General features: G+C 69.5%; 20 protein-coding genes and 4 pseudogenes. 14 read left to right on the top strand and 10 right to left on the bottom strand.

The window, feature by feature from the left end; all coding sequences use genetic code 11:
* The first annotated feature begins 4 nt into the window (after nucleotides 1-4).
* Nucleotides 5-205, top strand: a complete 201-nt coding sequence (locus tag AB0L60_RS10465) for a hypothetical protein (protein ID WP_364610420.1) — start codon at nucleotides 5-7, stop codon at nucleotides 203-205.
* Between the two features lie 66 nt (nucleotides 206-271).
* Nucleotides 272-772, top strand: coding sequence for an Lrp/AsnC family transcriptional regulator (locus AB0L60_RS10460; protein ID WP_364610417.1), 501 nt, complete (start codon nucleotides 272-274; stop codon nucleotides 770-772).
* Nucleotides 773-828: 56 nt separating this feature from the next.
* Here AB0L60_RS10460 and AB0L60_RS10455 read toward each other — a convergent pair whose 3' ends face one another.
* Together AB0L60_RS10455 and ald are read right to left on the bottom strand one after the other, a co-directional pair.
* The gene (locus tag AB0L60_RS10455; protein WP_364610414.1) at nucleotides 829-1,050 is read right to left on the bottom strand and encodes a hypothetical protein; all 222 of its coding nucleotides are present in this window, start codon (nucleotides 1,048-1,050) and stop codon (nucleotides 829-831) included.
* A gap of 51 nt (nucleotides 1,051-1,101) precedes the next feature.
* Nucleotides 1,102-2,208, bottom strand: coding sequence for an alanine dehydrogenase (ald, locus tag AB0L60_RS10450; RefSeq protein WP_364610411.1), 1,107 nt, complete (start codon nucleotides 2,206-2,208; stop codon nucleotides 1,102-1,104).
* A 496-nt stretch (nucleotides 2,209-2,704) separates the two neighbouring features.
* Between ald and AB0L60_RS10445 the strand changes: the two genes are divergently transcribed.
* Nucleotides 2,705-3,826 carry a hypothetical protein gene (locus tag AB0L60_RS10445; RefSeq protein ID WP_364610408.1) on the top strand — a complete coding sequence of 374 codons (1,122 nt, stop codon included), beginning with the start codon at nucleotides 2,705-2,707 and terminating at the stop codon, nucleotides 3,824-3,826.
* A 135-nt stretch (nucleotides 3,827-3,961) separates the two neighbouring features.
* Here AB0L60_RS10445 and AB0L60_RS10440 read toward each other — a convergent pair whose 3' ends face one another.
* Nucleotides 3,962-5,092 carry a glycosyltransferase gene (locus tag AB0L60_RS10440; protein WP_364610405.1) on the bottom strand — a complete coding sequence of 377 codons (1,131 nt, stop codon included), beginning with the start codon at nucleotides 5,090-5,092 and terminating at the stop codon, nucleotides 3,962-3,964.
* Nucleotides 5,093-5,687: 595 nt separating this feature from the next.
* On the opposite strand from AB0L60_RS10440, the gene AB0L60_RS10435 reads away from it, so the two are divergent.
* The 3 genes and pseudogenes from AB0L60_RS10435 (at nucleotide 5,688) to AB0L60_RS10425 (ending at nucleotide 7,296) form a co-directional block, all read left to right on the top strand.
* Complete coding sequence (locus AB0L60_RS10435; RefSeq protein ID WP_364610402.1) at nucleotides 5,688-6,410, top strand: GntR family transcriptional regulator; 723 nt, start codon at nucleotides 5,688-5,690, stop codon at nucleotides 6,408-6,410.
* 418 nt (nucleotides 6,411-6,828) lie between these two features.
* A pseudogene (locus tag AB0L60_RS10430) lies at nucleotides 6,829-6,930 on the top strand (cation transporter); the annotation flags it as partial.
* Nucleotides 6,931-6,990: 60 nt separating this feature from the next.
* Nucleotides 6,991-7,296, top strand: a complete 306-nt coding sequence (locus AB0L60_RS10425) for a PadR family transcriptional regulator (RefSeq protein WP_364610399.1) — start codon at nucleotides 6,991-6,993, stop codon at nucleotides 7,294-7,296.
* Between the two features lie 33 nt (nucleotides 7,297-7,329).
* On the opposite strand, the gene AB0L60_RS10420 is transcribed toward AB0L60_RS10425, so the two are convergent.
* A complete protein-coding gene (locus tag AB0L60_RS10420) occupies nucleotides 7,330-8,595 on the bottom strand; it encodes an APC family permease (protein ID WP_364610396.1) in 1,266 nt (421 codons plus the stop codon).
* Between the two features lie 221 nt (nucleotides 8,596-8,816).
* On the opposite strand from AB0L60_RS10420, the pseudogene AB0L60_RS10415 reads away from it, so the two are divergent.
* The 3 genes and pseudogenes from AB0L60_RS10415 to AB0L60_RS10405 all read left to right on the top strand — a co-directional run.
* Nucleotides 8,817-8,972: pseudogene (locus tag AB0L60_RS10415) on the top strand (DoxX family protein); the annotation flags it as partial.
* Nucleotides 8,973-9,000: 28 nt separating this feature from the next.
* A complete protein-coding gene (locus AB0L60_RS10410; RefSeq protein WP_364610393.1) occupies nucleotides 9,001-9,549 on the top strand; it encodes a hypothetical protein in 549 nt (182 codons plus the stop codon).
* Between the two features lie 109 nt (nucleotides 9,550-9,658).
* Nucleotides 9,659-10,123 carry a DoxX family protein gene (locus AB0L60_RS10405; RefSeq protein ID WP_364610390.1) on the top strand — a complete coding sequence of 155 codons (465 nt, stop codon included), beginning with the start codon at nucleotides 9,659-9,661 and terminating at the stop codon, nucleotides 10,121-10,123.
* Here the strand turns inward: AB0L60_RS10405 and AB0L60_RS10400 are convergent.
* Nucleotides 10,102-10,346 (bottom strand): annotated as a pseudogene (locus AB0L60_RS10400) (multicopper oxidase domain-containing protein); the annotation flags it as partial. The gene AB0L60_RS10405 and the pseudogene AB0L60_RS10400 overlap by 22 nt on opposite strands.
* Nucleotides 10,347-10,768: 422 nt before the next feature.
* Between AB0L60_RS10400 and AB0L60_RS10395 the strand changes: the two are divergent.
* From AB0L60_RS10395 to AB0L60_RS10375, 5 genes are all read left to right on the top strand, one after another.
* The gene (locus AB0L60_RS10395; RefSeq protein WP_364610387.1) at nucleotides 10,769-12,292 is read left to right on the top strand and encodes an aldehyde dehydrogenase family protein; all 1,524 of its coding nucleotides are present in this window, start codon (nucleotides 10,769-10,771) and stop codon (nucleotides 12,290-12,292) included.
* Nucleotides 12,293-12,305: 13 nt separating this feature from the next.
* Nucleotides 12,306-13,334, top strand: a complete 1,029-nt coding sequence (locus AB0L60_RS10390; protein ID WP_364610384.1) for a hypothetical protein — start codon at nucleotides 12,306-12,308, stop codon at nucleotides 13,332-13,334.
* A gap of 11 nt (nucleotides 13,335-13,345) precedes the next feature.
* Nucleotides 13,346-15,712 (top strand): GMC family oxidoreductase N-terminal domain-containing protein, encoded by a 2,367-nt coding sequence (locus tag AB0L60_RS10385; protein WP_364610381.1) that lies wholly within the window; start codon nucleotides 13,346-13,348, stop codon nucleotides 15,710-15,712.
* A 108-nt stretch (nucleotides 15,713-15,820) separates the two neighbouring features.
* Complete coding sequence (locus AB0L60_RS10380) at nucleotides 15,821-16,042, top strand: hypothetical protein (RefSeq protein ID WP_364610378.1); 222 nt, start codon at nucleotides 15,821-15,823, stop codon at nucleotides 16,040-16,042.
* Between the two features lie 5 nt (nucleotides 16,043-16,047).
* The gene (locus tag AB0L60_RS10375) at nucleotides 16,048-17,271 is read left to right on the top strand and encodes a hypothetical protein (RefSeq protein ID WP_364610375.1); all 1,224 of its coding nucleotides are present in this window, start codon (nucleotides 16,048-16,050) and stop codon (nucleotides 17,269-17,271) included.
* 96 nt (nucleotides 17,272-17,367) lie between these two features.
* Here AB0L60_RS10375 and AB0L60_RS10370 read toward each other — a convergent pair whose 3' ends face one another.
* The 5 genes and pseudogenes from AB0L60_RS10370 to AB0L60_RS10350 form a co-directional block, all read right to left on the bottom strand.
* Complete coding sequence (locus tag AB0L60_RS10370) at nucleotides 17,368-18,246, bottom strand: NAD(P)-binding domain-containing protein (RefSeq protein ID WP_364610372.1); 879 nt, start codon at nucleotides 18,244-18,246, stop codon at nucleotides 17,368-17,370.
* A 200-nt stretch (nucleotides 18,247-18,446) separates the two neighbouring features.
* Nucleotides 18,447-18,585, bottom strand: a pseudogene (locus tag AB0L60_RS10365) (NADP-dependent oxidoreductase); the annotation flags it as partial.
* 30 nt (nucleotides 18,586-18,615) lie between these two features.
* On the bottom strand, nucleotides 18,616-20,067 hold the full coding sequence (locus AB0L60_RS10360; RefSeq protein WP_364610369.1) for an FAD-dependent oxidoreductase: 1,452 nt from the start codon (nucleotides 20,065-20,067) through the stop codon (nucleotides 18,616-18,618).
* 169 nt (nucleotides 20,068-20,236) lie between these two features.
* Nucleotides 20,237-21,754: an FAD-dependent monooxygenase gene (locus AB0L60_RS10355; RefSeq protein WP_364610366.1), complete on the bottom strand. Its 1,518-nt coding sequence runs from the start codon at nucleotides 21,752-21,754 to the stop codon at nucleotides 20,237-20,239.
* 64 nt (nucleotides 21,755-21,818) lie between these two features.
* Nucleotides 21,819-22,907: a phospholipid scramblase-related protein gene (locus AB0L60_RS10350; protein WP_364610363.1), complete on the bottom strand. Its 1,089-nt coding sequence runs from the start codon at nucleotides 22,905-22,907 to the stop codon at nucleotides 21,819-21,821.
* Between the last annotated feature and the right edge of the window lie 92 nt (nucleotides 22,908-22,999).

Genomic DNA, 22,999 nt, shown 5'->3' with positions numbered 1-22,999 from the left:
TGTGGTGAATCGACCTGTTACGCACAGCATGCCGGACTGCCCGGTCCTGAATCTGGAAGTCGCGCAACGAGCCTTGGCTCAGCATGCACAGTGCGGTGAGGAGTGCGAGGCGAAGCGGTACTTCAGCCGGCAGGTGCCCTACCTGGAGCGCAGCGGGTACCGGGAGCGCGACGCCACCAGCTGGAACATCTGGGCCGGTGAGTGACCGCTCGGCACGAATATTCCGTTGATCCGCCCCTCCCGCACGAAGGAAGTTCGATACAGTTCCGCCATGAAGAAGGTTTCTTCAGGATCGAATGTGCCGGGCGGGGCGGTTCCGCTGGATGCCATCGACCGGCTGCTGCTCGATGAGCTGGCCCGCGACGGGCGTATGACCAACAACGCGCTGGCCGCGGCGGCGGGGATCGCGCCCTCGACCTGCCTGGGCCGGGTGCGGGCGCTGGTGGAGCACGGGGTGATCCGCGGGTTCCACGCCGATATCGACCCGGCCGCGCTGGGTCGCGATCTGCAGGCCATGATCGCGGTGCGGGTGAGTGCGGCGGCGCGCGGCCAACTGGCCGAATTCGGCGAGCAGATGGCCGCACTGCCGGAGGTCGAGAACGTGTATTTCATTGCCGGGGCCGACGATTACCTGATCCATGTCGCCACCGCCGACTCCGGCGAGCTGCGCGCCTTCGTGCTGGAGCATCTGAGCGCGCATCCCGCCGTCGCGTCCACGGAGACGATCCTCATCTTCGAGCACGTGCGCCCGGGGCATCGCCCCGCCACCTGATCGGCGGCGCGGGGGGGCTGGTGCCATGCGCGGAAAGGTTGCAGTAAGCGGAACCCTCACGGTCCGACGAACAGTCGTTCGCACGGCAGGCGCGGCAGCAGCCGGCAGTCATCGAAGGAGTCACGTATGAATTCGATTGTGAACCAATGCCTTTGCCTCCAATCGTGGATCAGGTTGCGTACCGCCGCCGCAGTGACCGTGTAGTCGAAGACCACGTCGGCCAGCCAGATTCGCACGTGGACATCACCTTTGGGCGGGAACCATCCTTCGATGGTCATGGCCGATCGCCATCCCCGGGCATTACCGTGTCGACCCTTTCCGGATGAGGCTCAGGCGGCCAGGGAGTGTGCGGCGTACCCGTGGGCTGCCGCAACCGATTCCGAGAGCAGTTCGCCCTTGTGCGTGCTCAGGCCCGAGGCCAGGCCCGGGTCGGCGGCGACGGCGTCGCGCCAGCCCTTGTCGGCCAGAGCAACCACATAGGGAAGGGTCGCGTTGGTGAGGGCCACCGTCGAGGTGTGCGGCACCGCGCCGGGCATATTGGCCACGCAGTAGAAGATCGAGTCGTGCACCCGGTAAGTGGGCTCGGCATGTGTGGTGGGGCGGGAATCGGCGAAGCAGCCACCCTGGTCGATGGCGATGTCGACCAGCACCGAACCCGGCTTCATCTGGGCGACAAGGTCATTGGAGACCAGGGTCGGAGCCTTCGCGCCGGGCACCAGCACCGCGCCGATGACCAGGTCGGACTCGCGCACCAGATTCTCGACCTCGAGCCGGTTGGACATGACGGTGCGTACCCGGCCGTGGTACAGGTCGTCGATCTCGCGCAGGCGCTGAATGTTCAAGTCGAGCACCGTGACCTCGGCGTGCATGCCGTGCGCGACGGCGATGGCATTGCGCCCGGACACGCCCGCACCGATCACCACCACGCGGGCCGGGCGCACACCCGGCACACCGCCCATGAGCACGCCGCGGCCGCCGCCGCTGCGCATCAGGTGATACGCGCCCGCCTGCGGCGCCAACCGGCCCGCGACCTCGCTCATCGGGGCCAGCAAAGGCAGGGAACCGTCGGGGGCGGTGACGGTTTCGTAGGCGAGGGAGGTGATGCCCGAGGACAACAGGGCGTCGGTGCACTCGCGGGAGGCGGCCAGGTGCAGGTAGGTGAACAGCACCTGGTCCGCACGCAAGCGCGAATATTCTTCGGCGACGGGCTCTTTCACCTTGAGCACCAGATCGGCGACGCCCCAGACCTCGTCGGCGGTGTCGAGCACCTGCGCACCGGCGAAGCGGTAGGCGTCGTCCTCGAACGTCGAGCCGGCACCCGCGCCGGCCTCGACGACCACCTCGTGGCCGCGGGCCACCAGCTCGTGCACGCCGGCGGGCGTGCAGGCCACCCGGTACTCGTGGTTCTTGACCTCGCGGGGAATTCCGATCTTCATCCGCACTCCTAACTCTCTCGACTGGGGTTGAGGCGGGATCGCCGCCAGAGAGTCATTATGAATATTGTGCGATATCAGCACTAGAGGCGTGAATAAGATTCTTCGAATTCGCACTTGACTATCCGGATGCTCGAAATCCACGAGTGCGAGCTGGGTCACACCGAAGCATCTTCGGCGTTTGCGGCGCTACTGCAACGGCTCCGGCCAGCCGTCGTCGATCGGCCAGCCGCCCGCCCGCAAATGGGCGCGGACCCGATCCAGATCGGCGACGCGCGGCGCAGAATGGCTACACGCCGGTGTTCGCTGGAAAGTCAATCGAATAGCCCCGGGACGGTCGCCCGGCGTTGTCCGGCCTCTCACATGCCCTGGCAGCAGCCGGGCATGAGCGCGCGCGGGGGCCGAGGCCGGCGGACTACGCCGTCAGTGAAATGAGGCGCAGCGGCGGTATTTCGCGGTGAGAATAAGGCGGGCCGCTGGGGCCCCGAGGTTCGGGAGGGTGTTGATGGACGAGGTGCTGCTCACGCCGCCGGATGCCGCCGAGGTACGGTTCCTGGCGCGGGGTGTGGTCAGTGCGGCGGCGGGGGAGGCGGGGTTGACGCCGCTGCAGGAGTTGCTGGTTCCGGCCTTGTTCCTGTCGATGACCGGGCATCCGGTGGAACTGGCCGAGGTCCGCCCGATCGGGGCGGCGGAATTCGCGGACGGCATGGCGCGGCGCAATCGGGTGTTCCGGGAACGGATCGTGCAGACCATGCTGCTCGTGGCGCTGGTGGTGCGGCCGCTGCCCGCGGAAGCGGGAAACCGGCTGCGGGAGTTCGCCGATGCGCTCGGCGTCGACGACGACATGATCGCCGTCGCGCAGCGCTACGCCGAGGGCGCGGTGGATCTGGCCGCGGTCGACTTCACCCGCAACGGCTATCTGGGCAATACGAATACGCTGCGGCTGGACGCGCTGCACACCGAGGGCCTGGACAGCTCGTGGAGCGCGGTCACCGACGATCCGGTGCTGGCCGGGCGCTGGGCCGAACTGTGGGACCTGCCCGTCGGCACGCTGGGACGCGGTGTCGCCGACTTCTACCGTGACCGGGGCTTCGTCACGCCCGGTCTGCCCGGTTCCGCCCCGCCGCTGCTGGCCCAGCACGACTGGGTGCACGTGCTCGCCGGATACGGGACCACCCTCGAGAACGAGATCGAGGTCTTCGCCTTCATGGCCCGCGCCAACGACGACCCGCGCGCGTTCAGCCTGCTGGCCATGGTGATCTCGCTGTTCGAGACCGGGTACCTGCGTGCGGGGGCGGGCCTGTTCGAGGCCGACGAAGGCCACCTCAGCACGCACGGCATGGCCGAACGGCTCGGCGATGCCATGCGGCGCGGCGCGCTCACCCAGGGCAGCCACGACTTCCTCGACCTGGACTGGTTCTCACTGGCCGACCGCCCGATCACGGTGGTGCGCAATGAGATCGGCCTGGTCCCCAAGGCCGGGTCGGCGCTCGCGGCGGGCTCGGCCGGACCGTGGCAGCCCGGCGGGATCACGCCGTACCAGCTGAACTCCTCCAAAAACGCGGCGGAGGCGTCGGGACGGCCCTACGTGCCCTGGCGGCCCGACCCGTCGCGCGACTGACCGGCTCCAGCCAAAGTCAGCCCTGAAGGTCAGGTTTGCTGTACGAGGGTCGTGCCCGGTAGCCCGGGTGAGCGGTGCGAGCGCCTTGCGCACTGCTCACCCGGCATGCTGATCTGACGCTCCCGAAGCGAGCGGTCAGCCCTGACCGAGCAGTCCGAGCATGCCGGAAACGGCTGCAGGCCAGGTGAATTCCTCGGCCCGGCTGCGGGCGGCGCGGCGGCGTTCGGCGGCCGGGCGGGACAGCACGTCGGTGACGGCTTCGGCGAAAGCACGCGGATGGTCGGCGGCCACCGCGCCGGCTTCGGCGGTGATGATATCGGCCAGGGCGGAGGAGCGGCTGACCACGACCGGGGTGCCGGCGGCGAGGGCTTCGAGTGCGGCCAGGCCGAAGGTCTCGTGCGGGCCGGGGGCCAGGGAGACGTCGGCGGTGGCCAACAGGGTGGCCAAAGCGGTTCTGTCGTCGATGAATCCGGCGAAGTGGACGGTGGGGCGGCCGTCCGGGAGCGGTGGGATGGTGCGGGCGCGGCGTTCGAGGGCGTCGCGACGGGGGCCGTCGCCCGCGACGACCAGACGGGCGTCGAGGCCGCGGCGGCGCAGTGCACTCACCGCGGCGATGCTGCGGTCGACCCGCTTCTCGACCGAGAGACGGCCGCAATGCACCAGCAACGGGTAGTCGTCGGCGCCGAGATCGGTGCGCAGGCGGTGGTCGTGGCGGTCCGGCCGGAACATGTCCAGATCGACGCCGAGCGGGACGAGTTCGACGTTCTCGACGTCGATGCGGTGGAACTCCTCGCGCGCGAACTGGGTGGTGCAGACGACGACGTCGTAGTCCTCGGCGGTACGGCGGTTGGCGGCGTCGGCGGCGCGGCGGGCGATCGGACCGGGCAAAATCTGGCCCAGCAACCGGTCGAGGCGCTCGTGGGAGATCATCACGCCCGCGATGTCGCGGCGGCGAGCCCACCTGCCGAAGCCACGCAGTGTCAACCGGTCCGACACCTCCAGCACATCGGGCCGCAGCCCGGCCAGGGTGTCGGCGACCCGGCGCGGGTCCGCTGCCCGATAGCCACCGGTCCACGGAATCTGCGGTGCGGGCACCGTGATCCGCAGTACCCCGGTCGGCAGCACCTCCTCCGCCCGCTTCGGCCCCGGCACGACCAGCACCACCTCGTGCCCGGCGGCCGCATATCCCTCACCCAGGTGATGCAACGCGGTGCGCAACCCACCCGACCGCGGACCATAGAAGTTCGCCAGCTGAACGATGCGCACGAGGCCGATCGTGCAGGGCAACGGGTTACCGTCGGCACCCCCGGCGCCAACACCACATGAACACCCGCGAAAGACCCAGCGAACCCGGCGTAGTCGACACCCCGCACCCGCCCACCCGAACCTCATACCCCGAACCCCGCACCACCCACACCACCAAGATCGGGGAGCCCGCAGCGCGCAATTCCGGGCAAATCTCCCACCACTCCGCACACCCATGCGCTCGGTCGACCGGGCCCGGTGCGCGGCACTGCCGCTCGACGACCGCTTCGCTGGGCGGCCCGTTCGCGGCGAGCCGCCGACGCCGTACTGCACGGGTGCGCGACGCCGTAACCACGTGCTAATCGTGACAGGGAGAAGGGTTCGCTGATCTTGGTAGCGGCGCGATCGCCTCGGCGGTGGCGGCAACGGCGCTACCGTTCACCGTCTTGACCTATCCCGCAAGGCAATCCGGGGCCATCGGCACCGTCGATCTGGTGCGCCTTGATCCCATTGTCTGGCAACCTCGCGCCGCTGCTGCGGGCGGCCCGGGTATGGGTAGTGGCAGCAACTGGTCTGGCCGCTTGACCTGTTGGGTGGGCGGATTTAGCGTTCGGGGATGGCGTTCAAGCGGATCGATCGGCGGACGGTGCCGGACACTGTATTCGAGCAGCTCGTGGGTGAGGTGCTGGATGGAGAGTTGGCGCCGGGGGCGGCCCTGCCGGCGGAACGGGCCCTGGCGGAGACGCTGGGGGTGTCGCGGCCGACGGTGCGGGAGGCGCTGCAGCGGTTGGCACACACCGGGCTGGTCGAGGTCCGGCAGGGCGGGTCGACGACGGTGCAGGACTTCCGGCGGCACGCGGGGCTGGAGATGTTGCCACGGTTGCTGATCCGGCAGGGGGAGCTGGACCACGCGGTGGTGCGGTCGATCCTGGAGACGCGGCGAGTGCTCGGGCGGGAGGTTGCGGGGCTCGCCGCCGAGCGCGCCGGGGCCGGACTGGCCGAGGCGCTGCACGCGGCGGTGGAAGCGCTTGCGGCGGAACACGATCCGGTGACACAGCAGATGTCGGCGGTCACCTTCTGGGATCACCTGGTCGATGGAGCGGATTCGATCGTGTACCGGCTGCTCTACAACGATCTGCGCACGGTGTACGAACCCGCGGTCGGGGCGCTGGCGGGGGTGATGGCCGGTGAGGTGGGCAGCATCGATCGCTACCGCGGGCTGGCCGAGGCGGTCATCGCGGGCGACGCCCAGGAGGCGCGGGCGGCGGCGGATGCCCTGCTGGCGATCGCCGCGGAGTCGTTCGACGCATTTCTGCGGCAGGCTCGACCCGGCGCATAGGACGGGGGCCGAGAGATATCCGTGCGATGAACCAGCCCCCGACCCGCTCGGCCTCCAGCAGGCCCACGTCCGAGTCGGGGCCGAAATCACGCGCGGGCTGATAAGCGTTATGCGCGACGGGAAAACGTGGTCGTGCAGCGCGGCGACGAAGGACCTCTACACGGCCGCCCAAGGTCTCTACCCGGTGAGATATCGGGGTGACAGCATCGACCACACCGCATGAACTCGAGCTTGCGGACCGGCGTCCGCGGCTGGATCACACTAGATGACGAAGGACTCGGCGAGATGAACTCCCCCATGCAGATGTTGTGTCAATGGATGTGCAGCCTGATGGGCGGTTGCCCGATGATGGGCCAGCCTATGTGACATGACCCTCGCTCACCGTGCGGGACGCACCAAACCCCTTGCCCCGCAACCACATCGACTCACCGATGCCGCGTCGATCGTGCTGGCGTTGTGGGCGATTGGTTTGGCAGCGCGGCCGGCGGCGGGGCGGATGATGTTCAGGTGGAAACGTGCTCTGCGCGGGTAGAATCGGTTGCCGATATCGGTTTCGTCATAGATGCGAGGGTGGTGCGGGGTGCGGGAGTTCCAGCGGGGTGCGGTGCGGTTGCACATCCTGCATCACGCGGCCGAAGAGGGTGTGCACGGTGCGTGGCTGACCACTGAGCTGGCGCGGCACGGCTACGACATCAGCCCGGGCACCTTGTATCCGACGTTGCATCGGCTCGAGGCCGATGGGCTGCTGACCTCGGAGCAACAGGTGGTCGATGGTCGGGTGCGGCGGGTGTATCGAGCGACCCCGGACGGGCTTTCGGCCTTGGCCGCGGACCGGAAGGCGTTAGCGGAGTTGGCACGTGAGGTACTCGGCGAGCACACCGCCTGAGCCACTACCGGCAGGGCGCGGCGCACGCCGCGCTCACCGCGAGACCGGGGCGAGCCGGCGGTGCAGGAGGTAGACCAGCGCGCCGGCGGCGAGGACCGCGGCGCCGGACAGGACCGAGTTCAGGGGCAGGGCGAAGGCCAGGATCACGCATCCGGCCAGGCCGAGAACGGGAATCACGCGGGGCGGGCGGCCTTGGTCGGGGGCGAGGGTCCAGGCCGAGGCGTTGGCGACGGCGTAGTAGGCCAGCACACCGAAGGAGGAGAACCCGATCGCGCCACGCACGTCGACGACGGCGGCGAGCACCGCGACGACCGCGCCGACGGCCAGTTCGGCGCGGTGGGGTACCTCGAAGCGCGGATGCACCGCCGCCAGCTGGTGGGGCAGGTGCCGGTCGCGGGCCATGGCCAAGGTGGTGCGTGAGACGCCCAGGACCAGCGCCAGTAGTGATCCCAGGGCCGCGACCGCCGCACCGGCCCGCACCACCGGCACCAGGGCCGGTGCCCCGGCCGCGCGCACGGTGTCGGCCAATGGTGCTGTGGCAGAACCCAATCCGTGCGGGCCGAGCACCGCCAGGGCCGCGACGGCGACGGTGGCGTAGACGACCAGCGTGATGCCCAGGGCGATCGGGATCGCACGGGGGATCGTGCGGGCGGGATCACGCACTTCCTCGCCGAGGGTGGCGATGCGTGCGTATCCGGCGAAGGCGAAGAACAGCAGTCCGGCTGACTGCAGCACGCCGCGCGCCGAGGCATCGGACCCGATCGCCAGCTGCCCGGCATCGGCGGCCGAGGAGGTGAACGCGGTGACCACGACAGCGGCCAGCACCGCGAGCACGACCGCGACGATGATCCGGGTCGCCTGCGCCGATTTCTGCACGCCGCGATAGTTGACCGCGGTCAGCGCCACCACTGCGGCGACCGCGACCGCGTGTGCCTGTGCGGGCCAGACATAGGTGCCGACGGTCAAGGCCATGGCCGCACACGAGGCGGTCTTGCCGACCACGAACCCCCATCCCGCCAGGTACCCCCAGAACTCGCCCAGGCGTTCACGCCCGTAGACGTAGGTACCACCCGAGGCGGGATAGCGTGCGGCCAAGCGGGCGGAGGAGGTGGCGTTGCAGTAGGCGACCACCGCCGCGACCGCCAGCCCGATCAGCAGCCCGGACCCTGCCACCGCCGCGGCGGGGGCGAGCGCGGCGAAGATCCCCGCGCCGATCATCGAGCCCAGCCCTATCACCACCGCGTCGCCGATGCCGAGCCGGCGCTGCAACTGGGTATCGGGATGGCTGGAGGATGACATGAGGCAGCGCTCCTGTCTGGCGGGGACGAGACAGCGGCCACGATAGCCGATATCGGAAACCGATACCGATCGGCGGGAAGGATTTCACCCACACGCCACCTGGGTATCGATCCGGCGTGGGGACCACGCGGTTCGTCGCACTCGCGGGTAGGGTCGGGTGCTGTATCGGGTACCGATATCGGGAGCGAGTGCTGATGGCAGGAACGCAACGGTGGTAGTGGATACTCGGCCCCGACGGCCCGGCGGCGGTGATCTGCATCCCGGTGGCGGTGGGGCTGGTGTTCCTCAGCGAGGGGATCCAGACGTTGCTCTGCCCGCACACGCGGGGTCCTGGCCGCTTCGGCAAGATCGGAATACCGGCGGCGACGTTCGGTGCGCCGTCACACCGGCCCGGGGAGCGCGGCCGTGACCGAGCAGGCGGTTCGCCGCCTGACGGTCGCCGAGGCCCTGGTCGTCGCGACCGTCGTGGTCGGCGGGCTGTTCGGATCGCTGCTGGACCGTGCCGTGGTCGCCACTGTCGCGTGGCGGGACCTGGGGGTGGTGGCGTGGGCCGATTACAGTCGGCATGCGGATCTGGGGCCAGGTGAGGTGGTGTACCCGGTCGGCGGGATCCTCTGGTGGGGCCTGGTTTTCGCGGCCGTGATCGCCTGCCGGCGGGATCGGTCGGTATCGCGCGCGGTCCGGGTGCCGCTGTACCTGGCAGTTGCGGCGGTGCTCGGGGCGATCGTCTCAACCGCGATCGCCGCCCCGACGATGCAGCATGTGGGCTCGGTCGCCGACACCGACACCGCAGCGTTGCGGCACGCGTTCGACACCTTCACCATGTGGGGTGTCTACGTGCGGGGCATGTGCTTCGCTGCCGGATTCCTGTGCAGCGTCTGGGCGCTGGTCGCCCTGCTGCTCAAACGCCCTCTACCGGTACCGCACTACTGCGACGCCGGCGCGACCACATAACACCGGTGGTAGTCGGCCTGCGACCAACCGGATGAGTACGCTCGATCCGACGTATATCGGGAGGCGAGGACCGTTGACGCGAACGCAACCGTGGTCGTGGCCACGTACCTTGGGCGGCGCGGACGGCCCGGCGGCGGTGATCTGCATCCGGATTGCGGTGGGGCTGGTGTTCCTCAGCGAAGGGATCCAGAAGTTCCTCTCCCCACACACGCTGGGTCCGGGCCGCTTCGACAAGATCGGGATACCGGCGGCGACGTTCTTCGCCAACCTCGATGGTGTCGTCGAAATCGTCTGCGGCACCATGATCGTCATCGGCCTGCTGACCCGGCTGGCTGCCGTGCCGCTGCTGATCGACATCAGTCTGGCGATCGTGCTGACCAAGCTGCGCGAGCTGCGCCCCGGCGGATTCGGTGGCATACAGGGCTTCTGGGGCATGGTCCACGACGCCCGCACCGATTTCGCGATGCTGCTCGGCTTGATCTTCCTGCTGTGGGCCGGCCCTGGCCGCTGGTCATTGGACGCGGTGCTCGCACGCCGTGCTGAGCTCACACGCAGCAACGCCATGAACCCGTAGTCCATGTGCAGCTGCTGATGGCGTGCAGCAGCGATGCGCCGGTCCGGTCGGCGACGAGATCGATGGCCTTTTCCTGGTAGCCGCCGAGCATCACCACATCCTTGCGCAACTCTGTAGTCGGGGTCCGGGCGATGTGAGTGATCTCGAAGGTGTTGCGGTGCAGGTGGATCGGGTGGATGTCATCAGCGGCGTTGCGCCACCGCAATCGGTAGCGGCGCCCACGTGCCCGAACGCCGGTGCGCAGGTGTGTTCACCGAGATGGACATACCGTTCCAACTCCACCCACGACAACACCCCGAAGCGGCGATACACCGCCACGCCCTCATCACGCACAGCCGGACATGAAACCAGTAGCAGCCCAATACCGTTGCCGATTTCACCCAGCCACCGTCAGAACAACCAGACCGCTCCGGATCGCTAAGGGCTACTTCTCGCACGGCTATCCCTCGCAGGCTCGGACGCCCGCCCGTACCGGCCCGGTTCCGGCGTGTAGACCGCCGCTCGTACCGAGACCTGCCCCGGCGATCGCTGGGCACAGCTGACCGATCCGGACGACGGTCTTGTATTTCGACACTGGATCGATATATTGGTCTGACCACTTGGCCACCAGGCCAAGATCATCTGTCTGGACAAGGCGGTATGCATATGACGCCTCCTCTGCACTCGCAGCGCGAGGCTCGCGCCGAGCGGCCGGACGCGGTTTCCCCGGCCGTGCTGCTCGAGCGGGCGCGGGAGGCGCAGCCGGGGTGGGCTGCGCTGACCGTCGCCGAACGGGTCCAGGTGCTGGGGTCGCTTCCGCAGCTGCTGTTCGACCGGATGGACCGGATCGCGGAGGGGATCGTCGCCGAGAACGGCAAGCCACTCGCCGAGGCGCTGGCGCACGAGGTCGTCCCGGCGATCGCCCTGGCTCGCCATCACCTCGACAGTGCCGTCGCCACCCTGGGCGCGACCCGGATCTGCTCGGCGACCGTGCCGCACCGCAAGGCGCTGCGCACCCATCGGCCCTACGGGGTCGTGGTCGCCATCGCGCCCTGGAACTTGCCGTTCCTGATTCCGTTCAGTCAGGTGCTGCCCGCAGTGATCGCGGGAAATGTGGTGGTGCTCAAGCCTTCCGAGCTCACACCGCGGGTGGCCGAGGCGCTGGTCGAGCTGATCTCCGACTGCGGTTTGCCCGCCGGGGTCCTGCAACTGGCGGTCGGGGACGGGGCGGTCGGCGCCGAGTTGATCGCCGGACGACCGGACAAGGTGCTGTTCACCGGGTCGGTGGCCACCGGGCGCACGGTGATGGCGGCGGCCGCGCGCTTCCCGATACCGGTCGGACTGGAGCTGGGCGGGATCGACGCCGCGATCGTGCTCGACGATGCCGACCTGGAGTTCACCACCTCGGCGGTGGCCTGGGGCGCGAATTTCAATGGGGGACAGGCCTGCTGCTCGATCGAGCGGGTGCTGGTGCACGACTCGCTGCACGACGCGTTCCTGGTCCGGCTCGAGGACAAGGTGCGGCGCATCGACACCGGGCGGGATCTGGCGCCGGCCATCGATGAGCGCCAGCAGCGGATGTGGGAGCGCCATCTCGCGGCGGCGCGGCAGGGCGGCGTGCAGGTGCGGGGCGGAGAACCGTTGCGGGATCGCCATATCTCGCCCGCGCTGGTGAGCGGTGCGGGTGTCACGGCGGCCGAGGTGTGGCGGGAGGAGACGTTCGGGCCGGTGGCGGCGATCGCCCGGTTCGGGTCCGATGACGAGGCCGTGGCGCTGCACAATGCGACCGAGTACGGGCTCACCGCCAGCGTGTTCTCCGCCGATGTCGGACGCGCCCGCGCGCTGGCGCAGCGGCTGCGGGTGGGCGCGGTGTCGATCAATGATGTTGCGGCGACGATGTATTCGACACCGGAGCTGCCGTGGGGCGGGGTCGGCCGGTCGGGCTTCGGCCGCTCGCACGGGGTCGACGCGCTGCTGGATGCGAGCTGGGTGCAGGTGGTGGACCTGCCGCGCGGCCCGGCGTTCGGGCCGAAGCGGCCCTGGTGGTATCCCTACGGGCCCGAACTCGAGGACGCCATGCGGGCGCTGGCCTCCGGCGCGGTCACACCGCGGGCGGCGGCTCGGCTGCGAGGATACGGGCGGGCCGGTCACGTGCTGCTGGGCATGCTCAGCCGGCAGCCGAAACTCTGAAGGACGGGAATCGGTGAACAACCAAGTCATGACCGCCATCGCCCAGAACGCTCCGCGGCTGCGAGCGGGGGCCGATCACGTCGAATCGTGGTTCGTGCGTGCCAATGACCCGCACTCGCCGCGCGCGGTGTGGATCAAGGCGACCGTGCTCACCGCGCGCGACGGGACCGCGCTGGCGCAGGCGTGGTGCAGCGTCTTCGACGGGCAGCGCACGCACGCGTGGTGTCTCGATATTCCCTTGGTGGCGGCGCGATTCGAGGCGCATGCGATCGGGCAGGACGTCACCGTCGGTCCGTTGTCCCTGTCGTTGACCGGGAACGGCGGTACGACCGGTGGCACATTGTCCGATGCCGCGCAGACCGTCGCCTGGGATCTGAGCTTCACCAAGGTGGCGGGCCTGGGTGAGCCGATATCGCTGCTGCCCAGCGACCGGTTGCTCGATACTCCGGTGCCGAACAACAAACTGGTGACCCCGTTTCCGGTGCTGACCTGCACGGGCCGGCTGGAGTGGCAGGGCGAGCGCTGGGACCTGAGCGACTGGTACGGGATGCAGGGCCACAACTGGGGCCGCGAACACAGCCCCGGATACGCCTGGGGCCAGTGCGTTTTCACCGATGTTCGGGGCAGCGAACCCTTCGCCGTGATGGAGGCTGCCTCAGGCCGAACCCGCATCGCGGGCCGCACCTCGCCGCTGCTGTCCATGCTGGTCATCCGCCGCGGCGACGAGGAATTCCGGTTCGACCGGATCGTCGACCTGTGGCGGCAACGCCCCCGGCTCGACTTCCCCACCTGGACCCTGCGCATGCGCGGGCGCCACGGCACCGCGGACCTGCGCATGCACGCCGAGCCCGAGCAGATGGTCTGCCTGGCCTACCGGAACCCGGCGCGCGACACCAGCTACTGCCTCAATTCCAAGACCGCCGCCGTCTCCGTGCACGTCGCCCCGATCAACGGCAATGCCTTCGAGTTGCGCAGTCCGCACGGCGGCGCACTGGAATTCCTTGTCCCGCACCCGGTTGCGTCGGTGTCCCCGATCGTCTGAGAGAGCCCGCTATGCCTTTGACCTTCTTCGAGACCATGCGCGGCGAGCTCTATGACGCCGACGGGCTGGCTCATCACGTGGCCATGGATCTGCGCTGCGAATCCGGGCACGCGCGCGGATTCGTCACCAATGGGCGCGCCCGCATCACCGGCACCATCCGGGCCTTGCCGTGGGCCGACGGCGCGGCGGTGCTCGGCACCCTGATCGCGCTACCGGTGACCAAGCGGCTGATGAGCTACGAACTCGAGTTCCGCGACGACGACGGTCACGCCTGGCAGCTGAGCGGTCGCAAGGATGTGCGCTGGCTGCGCGGCGCGCACGCCAGCTTGACCAACCTCGCCACCACCCTGTCGTGTGAGGGCGAGCAGGTCGCGCAGGGGCGAATGCAGTTCTTCGCCAACGACTATCCGAGTTTTCTGCGCTCGTTCCAACCCTGGGTGTCGCTGCGCGCCGACCTGCCCGAGGGCCGCCATCCGGAGGGGATACTCGGCCCGGGACATCGCGAGACCCTCGCGGCGCTGGCCGAGGTGCTGATCGAGCCGGGCGGGTCGGTGCCGCCCGTCGGCACCGGCACCATCGACCGGGTCGACACCTATATCGGCAATATGACCCCGCTCATGCAATCCGGGCTGCGGGCGGCACTGCGCGGCCTCGATGCGGCGGCGCGCGCCAGACACGGCAAACGCGCTGCGGCGCTGACGGTTCCGCAACGCCGCGCCCTGGTGGAGGAGGCCCGGCGAGCCGGCGCCCTACGCCACGCGGTCGATGCCGTCGAGACTCCCTTGCGGATCGCGCATTTCGGTGACCGCCGCTATCTGGATGCGATCGGCGCGCCACGTTACGGCGAGCCCGTGCTCGAGCAGCGGCCGGGCTGGATGGCCAATGTCACCACCCCGACCGAGCTGTCGCGGCGGGAGACGATCGACTGCGATGTCGTGGTGATCGGCACCGGTGCGGGCGGTGCGGCCGCGGCCGCCCGGCTCACCGAGCACGGCCTCGGCGTGGTGATGATCGAGGAGGGAGACTACGCCGGCCGCGCACAGTTTCGCGGGGATCTGGGGGAGCGCACCCAGAAGTATTGGCGCGATGGCGGATACAACCTGGCACTCGGCAATACGGTGCTCGGCGTCAGCACGGGCCGGCTGGTGGGCGGGACGACCGCCATCAATTCCGGCACCGCCTTCCGCACTCCGGACGCGGTGCTACGGGAATGGCTGGACCTGGGCTTCCCCCGCGACTTCACCCCCGAGGCGTTCGCGCCCTACCTCGACGAGGTCGCCGCCGAACTGGGTATCGGCCCCGCCGATCCCCGCTATCTGGGCCGGGTCGCGGAGATCATCGGCGCGGGCGCGGACGCCCTGGGCGCGGCGCACGGTCCGCTGCCGCGCAATGCGGTGGGCTGCGACGGGCAGGGCCAGTGCGTGCACGGCTGCCCGACCGAGGCCAAACGCTCGAGCAATGTCAGCTGGGTGCCGCGGGCGTTGAAGGGCGGTGCGCAGCTGTTCACGAATCTGACCGTCACCCGAATCCTGTTGTCGGGCAGCCGCGCCACCGGCGTGCTGGCCGAAGGCCAGGACGCGCACGGCGCGCCGCGGACGGTGGAGGTCCGCGCCCGCGCGGTGGTGGTCGCGGCCGGCACCCTCATGACGCCGCTGCTGCTGCGCCGCAACGGCCTGACCCTGCCCGCGCTCGGACACCACCTGTCAGTGCATCCGTCCCTGGGCGCGGTGGCCATGATGCCGACGCCCGGAACGCCGTGGTCGGGGATCCCGCAGGGCTACCAGGTGGAAGGACTGGGCGACCCGCTGGTCACCTTCGAAGGCGTGTCCATCCCACCGCAGTTCGCGGCCGGCACGCTGCCGTTCCACGGTGCGCGGCTCACCGAATGGATGAACCGCTGGTCCCACACCGAGCAGTTCGGCGCGATGGCGCGTGACATCGGCACCGGCAGCGTGCATCACGGTCCGGGCGGGCGGACCCTGATCCGCTATCACCTCACCCCGCGCGTCCAGGCCGCGTTGCAGCACGCCTGCGCGAGCCTGGCTGAACTGTTTCTGCGCGGCGGGGCGGAGGCGGTGGCGTTGCCGATCGCGGGGACCCCGCCGATCCGCACCCTCGATCAGGCCCGCACGGTCGCCGGGATCCGGTTGAGTCCGCGGCAATTCCGCATGATGGGGCCGCACCCGCTGGGCACCGCCCGGATGGGCCCCGATGCCCGGGCAGCGGTGGTGGATTTCGGCCATCGGGTATTCGGCACGAATGGTCTGTATGTCGCCGACGGTTCGGTCGTCCCGACGTCACTGGGGGTCAATCCGCAGGTCACCATCATGGCCTTCGCGCTCCGCGCCGCCGATCTGATTGCGGCCGACCTCAATTGACCGGATTCGCCCCGTCACCCCTCTGGCGCACCACCCGTGATCTTGGTAGAGATTGGTGTAAGCACTAAAGGGGTGATCCGGATCATTCCGGAGGATGGGGACGAATCAATGGGTGCCAGAGCCGAACTGGAACGGGAACTGGGTGGGTCGCTGGCCGCGCTGGATCTGCTGACCGAGGCCGAGACCGCCGAACTGCTGGCGATCTTCCGGCAGGCGCAGCGCACCGAGAACATCGCCATGGTCGAGGCCGTCGACAAGACCGTCGGCGCGCTACCGTGGCCGTTGCGCACGGCCGCCAAGAAGATCATGTTCGGCAACAAGCTCGGGTAGGGGCGATGAGCGACCTGGTCACCCGCGCCCAGATCACCCTGCTGTCGCGGACGCTGCACGTCCCCGAGGACAAGCTCGCCCATCTCGAGAAGCTCGGCGCCGCCAACCTGCACGAACTGCAGGAACGCATGGCGCAGGTGATGTTCGCCGAGCACAATGCGATCTTCTCGCGGTTGTCGCTGCTGGTGCCGATCATCCCGCTGAGCATTTCGCTGCCGCTGGTGCAGAAGCTGGTGCCGCCGGTGATGGCCGGTCGCGCCGCGGGTGCGATCGGGGTGGATCACCCCAGGAAGGCCGCGGAGGCGGTCGGCATGCTCGATCCGGGCTATGCGGCCGAGGCCGCGCCCTACATGGATCCGCACAGCGTCGGGCAGCTGGCCGATATCGCGCCCGCCGGGCCGGTCATGCGGATCATCAACGAGCTGCTGCGCCGCGGGGACTACATCACGGCGGGACCGTTCCTGGCCTATGCGACACCGGATCTGGTGCACGCGGTCGAGCGCGACGTGCACGACGACGAGGGCCTGATCCGGTCGGCGTCGTACTCGTTCTCCGGCGAGAACATCAGCGTGATCATCCGGCACCTGCTGACCGGCGAGGGGCAGCGGGTGCCGAAGCTGGCCCGCACCATCCTGCAGGGCGCCAAGGAATTGCGGCTGGCGGCGCTGTCGGTGTTCGCGCGCTGCGACACCGATGTGATCGTGGCGATCGGCGACATCCTCTTCGATGTGGGGTCCGCCGACGAGATCGCCGATCTGATCGAGACCTTCATGTCCGCCGGGGCGGTCCCGGAGACGCTGCGCTTCGCCGGCCAGCTGAGCCCCGCGGCGCTGGACCTGCTCGCGGCCAATCCGATTCTGGCCGAACCGGAGTCCATCGACGCCGTCGCGGGTGCGGCCGACGGCAGCAGCGAGGCCGCGGTCTGGCGGGGTCTGCTGGAGCTGGCCGAGCGCACCGAGCCCGGCATCGCGCGCCGGATCGGCGGGGCCATCTCGCATTTCGACACCGCGACGCTGACCGGGCTCCCGGGGCTGGCGGCGACCGCGCACCTGTGGCCGCCGCTGCTGAAGGTCCTCGCCACCGCCGAGCCGGATGCGCAGTCGCGGATCGGGGAACTGTGGTCGCCGCTGCCGGCCTTGGAGCGCAACGAGATCGAGCAGCGCATCGCCGATCTCGGCCTGGGCGAGCAGTTGACGACACTGATCGCAACCTTGCAGCTCACGCAATAAGGTCGCCGACGCTGCGGCCCGCGACATTCGTCGCTTGGGCCGCAGCGGCTTTCGATACTCACCGATGGCGCGGTCACGGCCCGGGCGCGCGGTCCGTCACTGTCCGCGCAGAGCCACGATACTGCGTTCGAACGCGGCCGCACCATGTCCATCGGTGACCTGACGGTCCACCAGCGAGGCGATCCCGTCGAGCGGTTCGGCGGTGATTCCGGCATCGAATGCGGCTCGACGCAACGTGTCCAGGGCGGTTTTGGTGAAGACCAGGTCCTGGAAGACGTCGCTGGTGTAGTCGCCGGTGTCGATGATGCGGCCGTACGCGGGCAGCGTCTGGGACATGGCCGTCACCCATGCCGCCGCGCGAGTCGCGAACTCCGAGGCCGCAACTCCGGCCGAGCCGACCAGGGCCGCGCCCTGGAAGAATCCGCCGAACATGGCGTACATGGTCGACAGCAGCGCGAAATCCCACAGCGCGGCCAGGCCCGCGTCGGTGCCGAAATATTCCGCCGAACCCAGTAATTCGAGGGTGGGGCGGTGGGCGTCGAAGATCGTCTGCGACCCGCTGTAGAGAATGCTCGAGCCCTCCGCCCCGATCATGTCGGGGACCGCCATGATCCCGCCGTCGAGGAAATCGATGCCGTGCCCGGCCGCCCAGGCCGCCAGTTCCCGCGACTGTTCCGGTGAGGTGCTGGTCAGATTGAGCCACTGCGTGCCGCGAAGCTCGGCCGCGATCGGATCGAGGATCTCGTGCACGGACGCGTGATCGAGCAGCACCGTGACGACCAGCGCACCGCCGCCCACCGCCTGCCCGGCCGTCCGAGCGGAAACCGCGCCCGCGGCAACCAGTTCGGCATCCTTCCCGGGCGTCCGATTCCACACCGTGGTCGCCACGCCGGCCTTCAGGAACGCGGCCGCCAGCGCCCGCCCCATCGCACCGAGACCGAGTACGGTCACCGGGCTGTGCTGGATGTTCGTCATTACAGGACAACTCCTTGTCGCTCGTTGGCGAGTGGTTCCGGCGCGCGCTGAATTCGAGACTGCCGGTTACGGAGTCGTCCCACAAGTACGCACAAATAGCTCAGCTACTTACGAAAAGGTTTGTCTCCAGGACAGTCGGCCACCAGCACGAGTTTTCCGCGCGAGTGCCCGTTCTCGCCGAGGCGGTGTGCCTCCGCCACCTCGCCGGAGGCGATCGGCTCGGCGCCGAGCGCACTCAGGTAGTCGTGGCTGGCAAGACTGGCGGTGCCGATCACCGCGCGCACCGCGGGCGACCGCGAACTGGACCGCGGCGGCGCCGATGCCGCCCGATGCTCCGTTTGACGAGCAGCGTGGTGTCGCGGTGCTGCGCTACGCGCTCCCGCCTCGCTGGGCTGCGTGCCGCCCGGCGACGCGGCCGAAGGCGAGGGCGTCGGCGATGTGGAAACCGCCGTCCTTGCACCAGGAGTAGGTGGAGCTGACGTTGCCCGCCGCGTAGAGGCCGGGGATGATCGCGCCGAAGGGATCGAGGACTTCGGCGTTCTCGTTGCGGCGGGGGCCGCCGTTGCTCCAGGCCAGGATGGGGGCGGCGGTGAAGGCGTAGTAGGGCGGCTCGGACAGGGGTGCGAGAGTCTTTGCGGGGCGGCCGAACTGGTCGTCCTTCCCGGCGGCGCAGGCGGCGTTGTAGCGGTCGACGGTCTGCTGCAGGACGTCGGCGTCCACGCGCAGGATGGCGGCGAGTTCGGTGAGGGTGTCGGCGCGGTGGATCCAGCCCTTGCCGATCTCGGCGCTGTTGTCGGCGCTCCAGTCGTAGCCTTCGATCAGACTGGCCCAGCCGACGGCGAGGCGCTCACGTCCGGGCACGATCGGGCCTGCGCGGCGGGCGGATTCGTCGAAGACGATGTGCATCGGGGTGGTGGGGAACAGCTGGTAGCTGCCGTTGATGCGGGCATGGCCGTGGCCCAGGGCCACCCGTTCGTTGCAGTAGCGGCGACCGTCGAGGCCGAGGTAGACGAAGCTGTTGGTGTTGGGGAACGCGGTGTAGAACCCGGCTTCGTAACCGGGAGCACGCAATCCGGGCAGGGTCATCATGTTGGACATGTGCCACAGGTCGGCTCCGGCCTTGACCGCCATGCGCAGGCCGTCACCGGTGGCGGCGGGCGTACCCCAGACCACCGGATCGGTCAGGCGCAGGTGATCGCGCACCATCTCCGGGTTCGCCTCGAATCCGCCGGTGGCCAGCACGACTCCGCGGTCGGCGCGGATCCGCAGGGCGCTCCCGTCCGGTGCGGTGGCCAGGACGCCGAGCACCATGCCGTCGCCGGTGATCAATTCGCGTGCGGGCGTCTGCAATCGGACCTCGATGCCGCGGTCGCGGACCGCCTCCGACAGGGCCGCCCACAGCAGTCCGTCACCCATGCGGCCCTCGACGCCGATCCAGCCGCACATGACATCGCTGCCATCGAGGTCGGGGAATTCCGGCGGCGCGGGCACCGCCGGACCGACCGTGATGCCGAGGCTTTCCATCCACTCGCTGTTGCGGGCGGTCTCCTGCGCCCACACCCGCACCACCGACTCCGGGATCGGCCGTCCGGCGCTGAGGCTGCGCAGGTAGACCGCGGCCCGCTCGGGATCACGGTTGTCGAACCACACCGCGCCCGACACCCGGGTGCTGCCACCGGCCCGGCCACCGGATTCCTTGTCCAGCACCAGCACTCGCGCCCCGGCATCATGGGCCGCGACGGCGGCCGCGCAGCCCGCCCCGCCGAATCCCACGACCACCACATCGGCCTCGACATCCCACGCCACACCCGAGTCGGCCACGACCGCACCGTCCTTCCATCTCGTCCACCGCGAACGGTCCCAGCCCGTCGCGCCGACCGAAAACGCTTGTCCCACTCACCGGATACCACCGGCGCGGCCACGGGAACGGCCGGCATCGGCCGCGGTGGTGAAGTGAGCTGCCCACCGCGGGCCGGTGCCGCCGCGCCGGTCACGCCGGGCTGCCGAACCAGGTGGCCAAGGCCTGTTCGAGCCCCTGCGGCTCGGCGGAGGTCCAGGCGACGATGCCGTCGGGGCGGATCAACAGCGACAGCGGCTCGCGCGGCTGGGCGGGTTTGGCGGCGACGATCCGGATGCGATCCGCCCACGGCTCGACCTGGGCGCTCAGTGCAGGGGAGTCGCTGGGATCCAGCAGCAGGCCACGGCCGTCGGCGAAGTGACCGGACACGCTCGTGCCGTCGGACAGCTCGAAATCGGGTGTGGCCGCACCGACCAGCGGGTCACCGCTGCCCAGGTCGTAGCGGTGCAGCACGCCGGAGAGCTTCTTCACCACCTGCGTGGTGGCCGCCGGGGTGTCGAGCAGGTCGGTGGTGACCGCCCGCAGCGCGCGACTGCGCGGATCGGTGCGCATGAGCGCGATCTGCGCCCGTGTCCAGTCCAGCACCCAGGCGCCGATCGGGTGGCGTTCGCGAGTGTAGGTGTCCAGCAACGCCTCCGAAGATCGGCCGCGAATCACGGCGGCCAGCTTCCAGCCCAGGTTCACCGCATCGCCGATACCCAGGTTCAGGCCCTGGCCGCCGAACGGGGAGTGCACGTGGGCGGCGTCGCCGGCCAGCAGGATCCGGCCCCTGCGGTAGTCGGGGACCTGACGGGTGTTGTCGGTGAAGCGGGTGGCCGAAACCACCGTGGAGATCTGCACTTTCACGCCGGTGACGCGTTCGAAGCTGTCCTCGAGCTCCCGGGCGGTGACCGGGTTGGTGCGGTCGGCGGGCGGGCCGTCGAGTTCCACGGTCAGGATGCGGCCGGGTTGGGGGCCGTTGACGAAGATGCCGGTGGGGGTGGTGTGCCAGCCCAGGGGCACGTTCTCCGCGCCGGTCATCTCGACCAGGGCCTGGCGGCCGGTGATTTCGGGGCCCAGCCCGGGGAATTCGAATCCGGCCAGTTTGCGCACGGTGCTGCGGCCGCCGTCGCAGCCGACCAGCCAGCCGGCGCGCACGGTGTGCCCGCCGCAGTCGACGGTGACACCGACCCCGTCGTCGTCGAATCCGGTCAGCTCGACCCCGCGCCGCACCGGTACTCCGAGGTCGGCGGCACGGCGGGCCAGGACGGCCTCGATGGTCTGCTGATCGAGAAAGCGGTATTCGGCGGCCGGGCCCAGATCGGCGAAGGCCGGATCCGCGCCGTCGACATTGTCGGCCCACAGCATGATCCCGGCGAAGTGCGCACCGGCCGGTGCACGCCGCGGCGCGGCCGGAACCGCTGCGCCCGCGAACATCTGGCCCATACGGGCCAGCGCCGCCTCGTGGGCCGCCCGCAGTTCCGGCACCAGCCCGCGCCGGCCCAGCGCCTGGGCGGTGGGCACATTGATCGCACCCGCCTTGATCGTCGTATCGGGTTCGGCGAGGCGCTCGACGACCAGCACGTCCACTCCCGCCAGCCGCAGCTCGCAGGCCAGCATCAGCCCGACCGGTCCGGCCCCGGCCACCACCACATCTCGTGTCTCGTTCATGAGGATCACTGTGGTGGTAGCCGATCACCGGGCGCTTGCGTCGGCTTGCGCGCCGCTTGCGCGGTCAGTTCCAGCCGCGCGAATCCTGTTTCAGGGCGGTGTCGATGGCCAGGCCGGAGGCCACCACCATGGACAGCAGCGGCTGGGGGAGCTGGCGGTGGATCTGCACGACATAGTTGTCGGCGGTGGTGAACATGGTCTTGAGCAGGCCCTCCCACGTCTTGGTGATGCGGGCGACCTCCTGACCGGTGTGGTCGTGGATGGCGAAGTTCCAGGCCCGCCAGTTCTCGGCGCGGATACCGCCGATCTGCTGACCGTTGACCACGAAGGCGAAGTTGATCTTGCCGATCATGTTCTCCTGGATGATCTCACCGATCGGCGCGCCATTGCCGTGCTCGAGCAGGAACTTCGACTTGAAGACCTTGGCCGGGCGGGTGATTCGCATGAGGCACTGGCCGTGCGCGTCGCGGATCTCCAGCTTGTGGGTCATGAACTGGTCGTAGCTGGACAGGAAGCGCACGGCCTTCTTCAGCGCGCTCTGCCCGACCTCGGCGACCGCGCCGATCTGGCGACCGTGCTGGTCGAAGACGCTGTATTCGTTGACCATTTCGATCAACTTGACCTTCTGGTTCACCACCAGCACGGGTTCGGTGAACACGGTGCCGCCACCGGCCTGGGCGGGGGCGATCCCGGCCTGCTGCTGCACCTGGCGCTGAATGTCGGCGGGGTTGTCGGCGCTGCCGACCTCGAGCTCCCAGGGGCTGGCCTCACTGCGACCACCGAACTGCTGCGGTTGCGCGCCATAGGGCTGACCCGGCTGCGGCGGGTGTGGCGGGCGCTGCCCGTATTGCTGTTGCGGCTGTTGAGCGTACTGCTGCTGGGGCTGCTGCCCGTATTGCTGTTGGGGCTGTTGGCCGTACTGCTGCTGAGGTCGCGGCGCGTACTGCTGCTGGACCTGATGCGGCTGCGACTGCTGAGCGTGCGGCTGGTTCGGCTGCTGCGCGAACTGGTCGGACCGGGGCCGATCCAGTTGCTGCGGCGCCGGCGCCGGTTGCTGCTGGGGCTGAGTGTGATTCGTCCATTGGCTGCCGTCCCACCAGCGGAGCACTGGAGATCCGGGACGCTCGGGGTACCACCCCGCGGGTTGACTCATGGCCGCATCCTAACGGTGTACAGGGACTCTGCACTTTTTGCACTTTTCGCCCCGCGGTCACCTCTATGATGGGCGGTCGACATCCGGAGGCC

This window comes from Nocardia sp. NPDC051981, assembly GCF_040680715.1.
Taxonomy (GTDB): domain Bacteria; phylum Actinomycetota; class Actinomycetes; order Mycobacteriales; family Mycobacteriaceae; genus Nocardia.
This window is presented reverse-complemented; position numbering and strand designations above follow the sequence as displayed.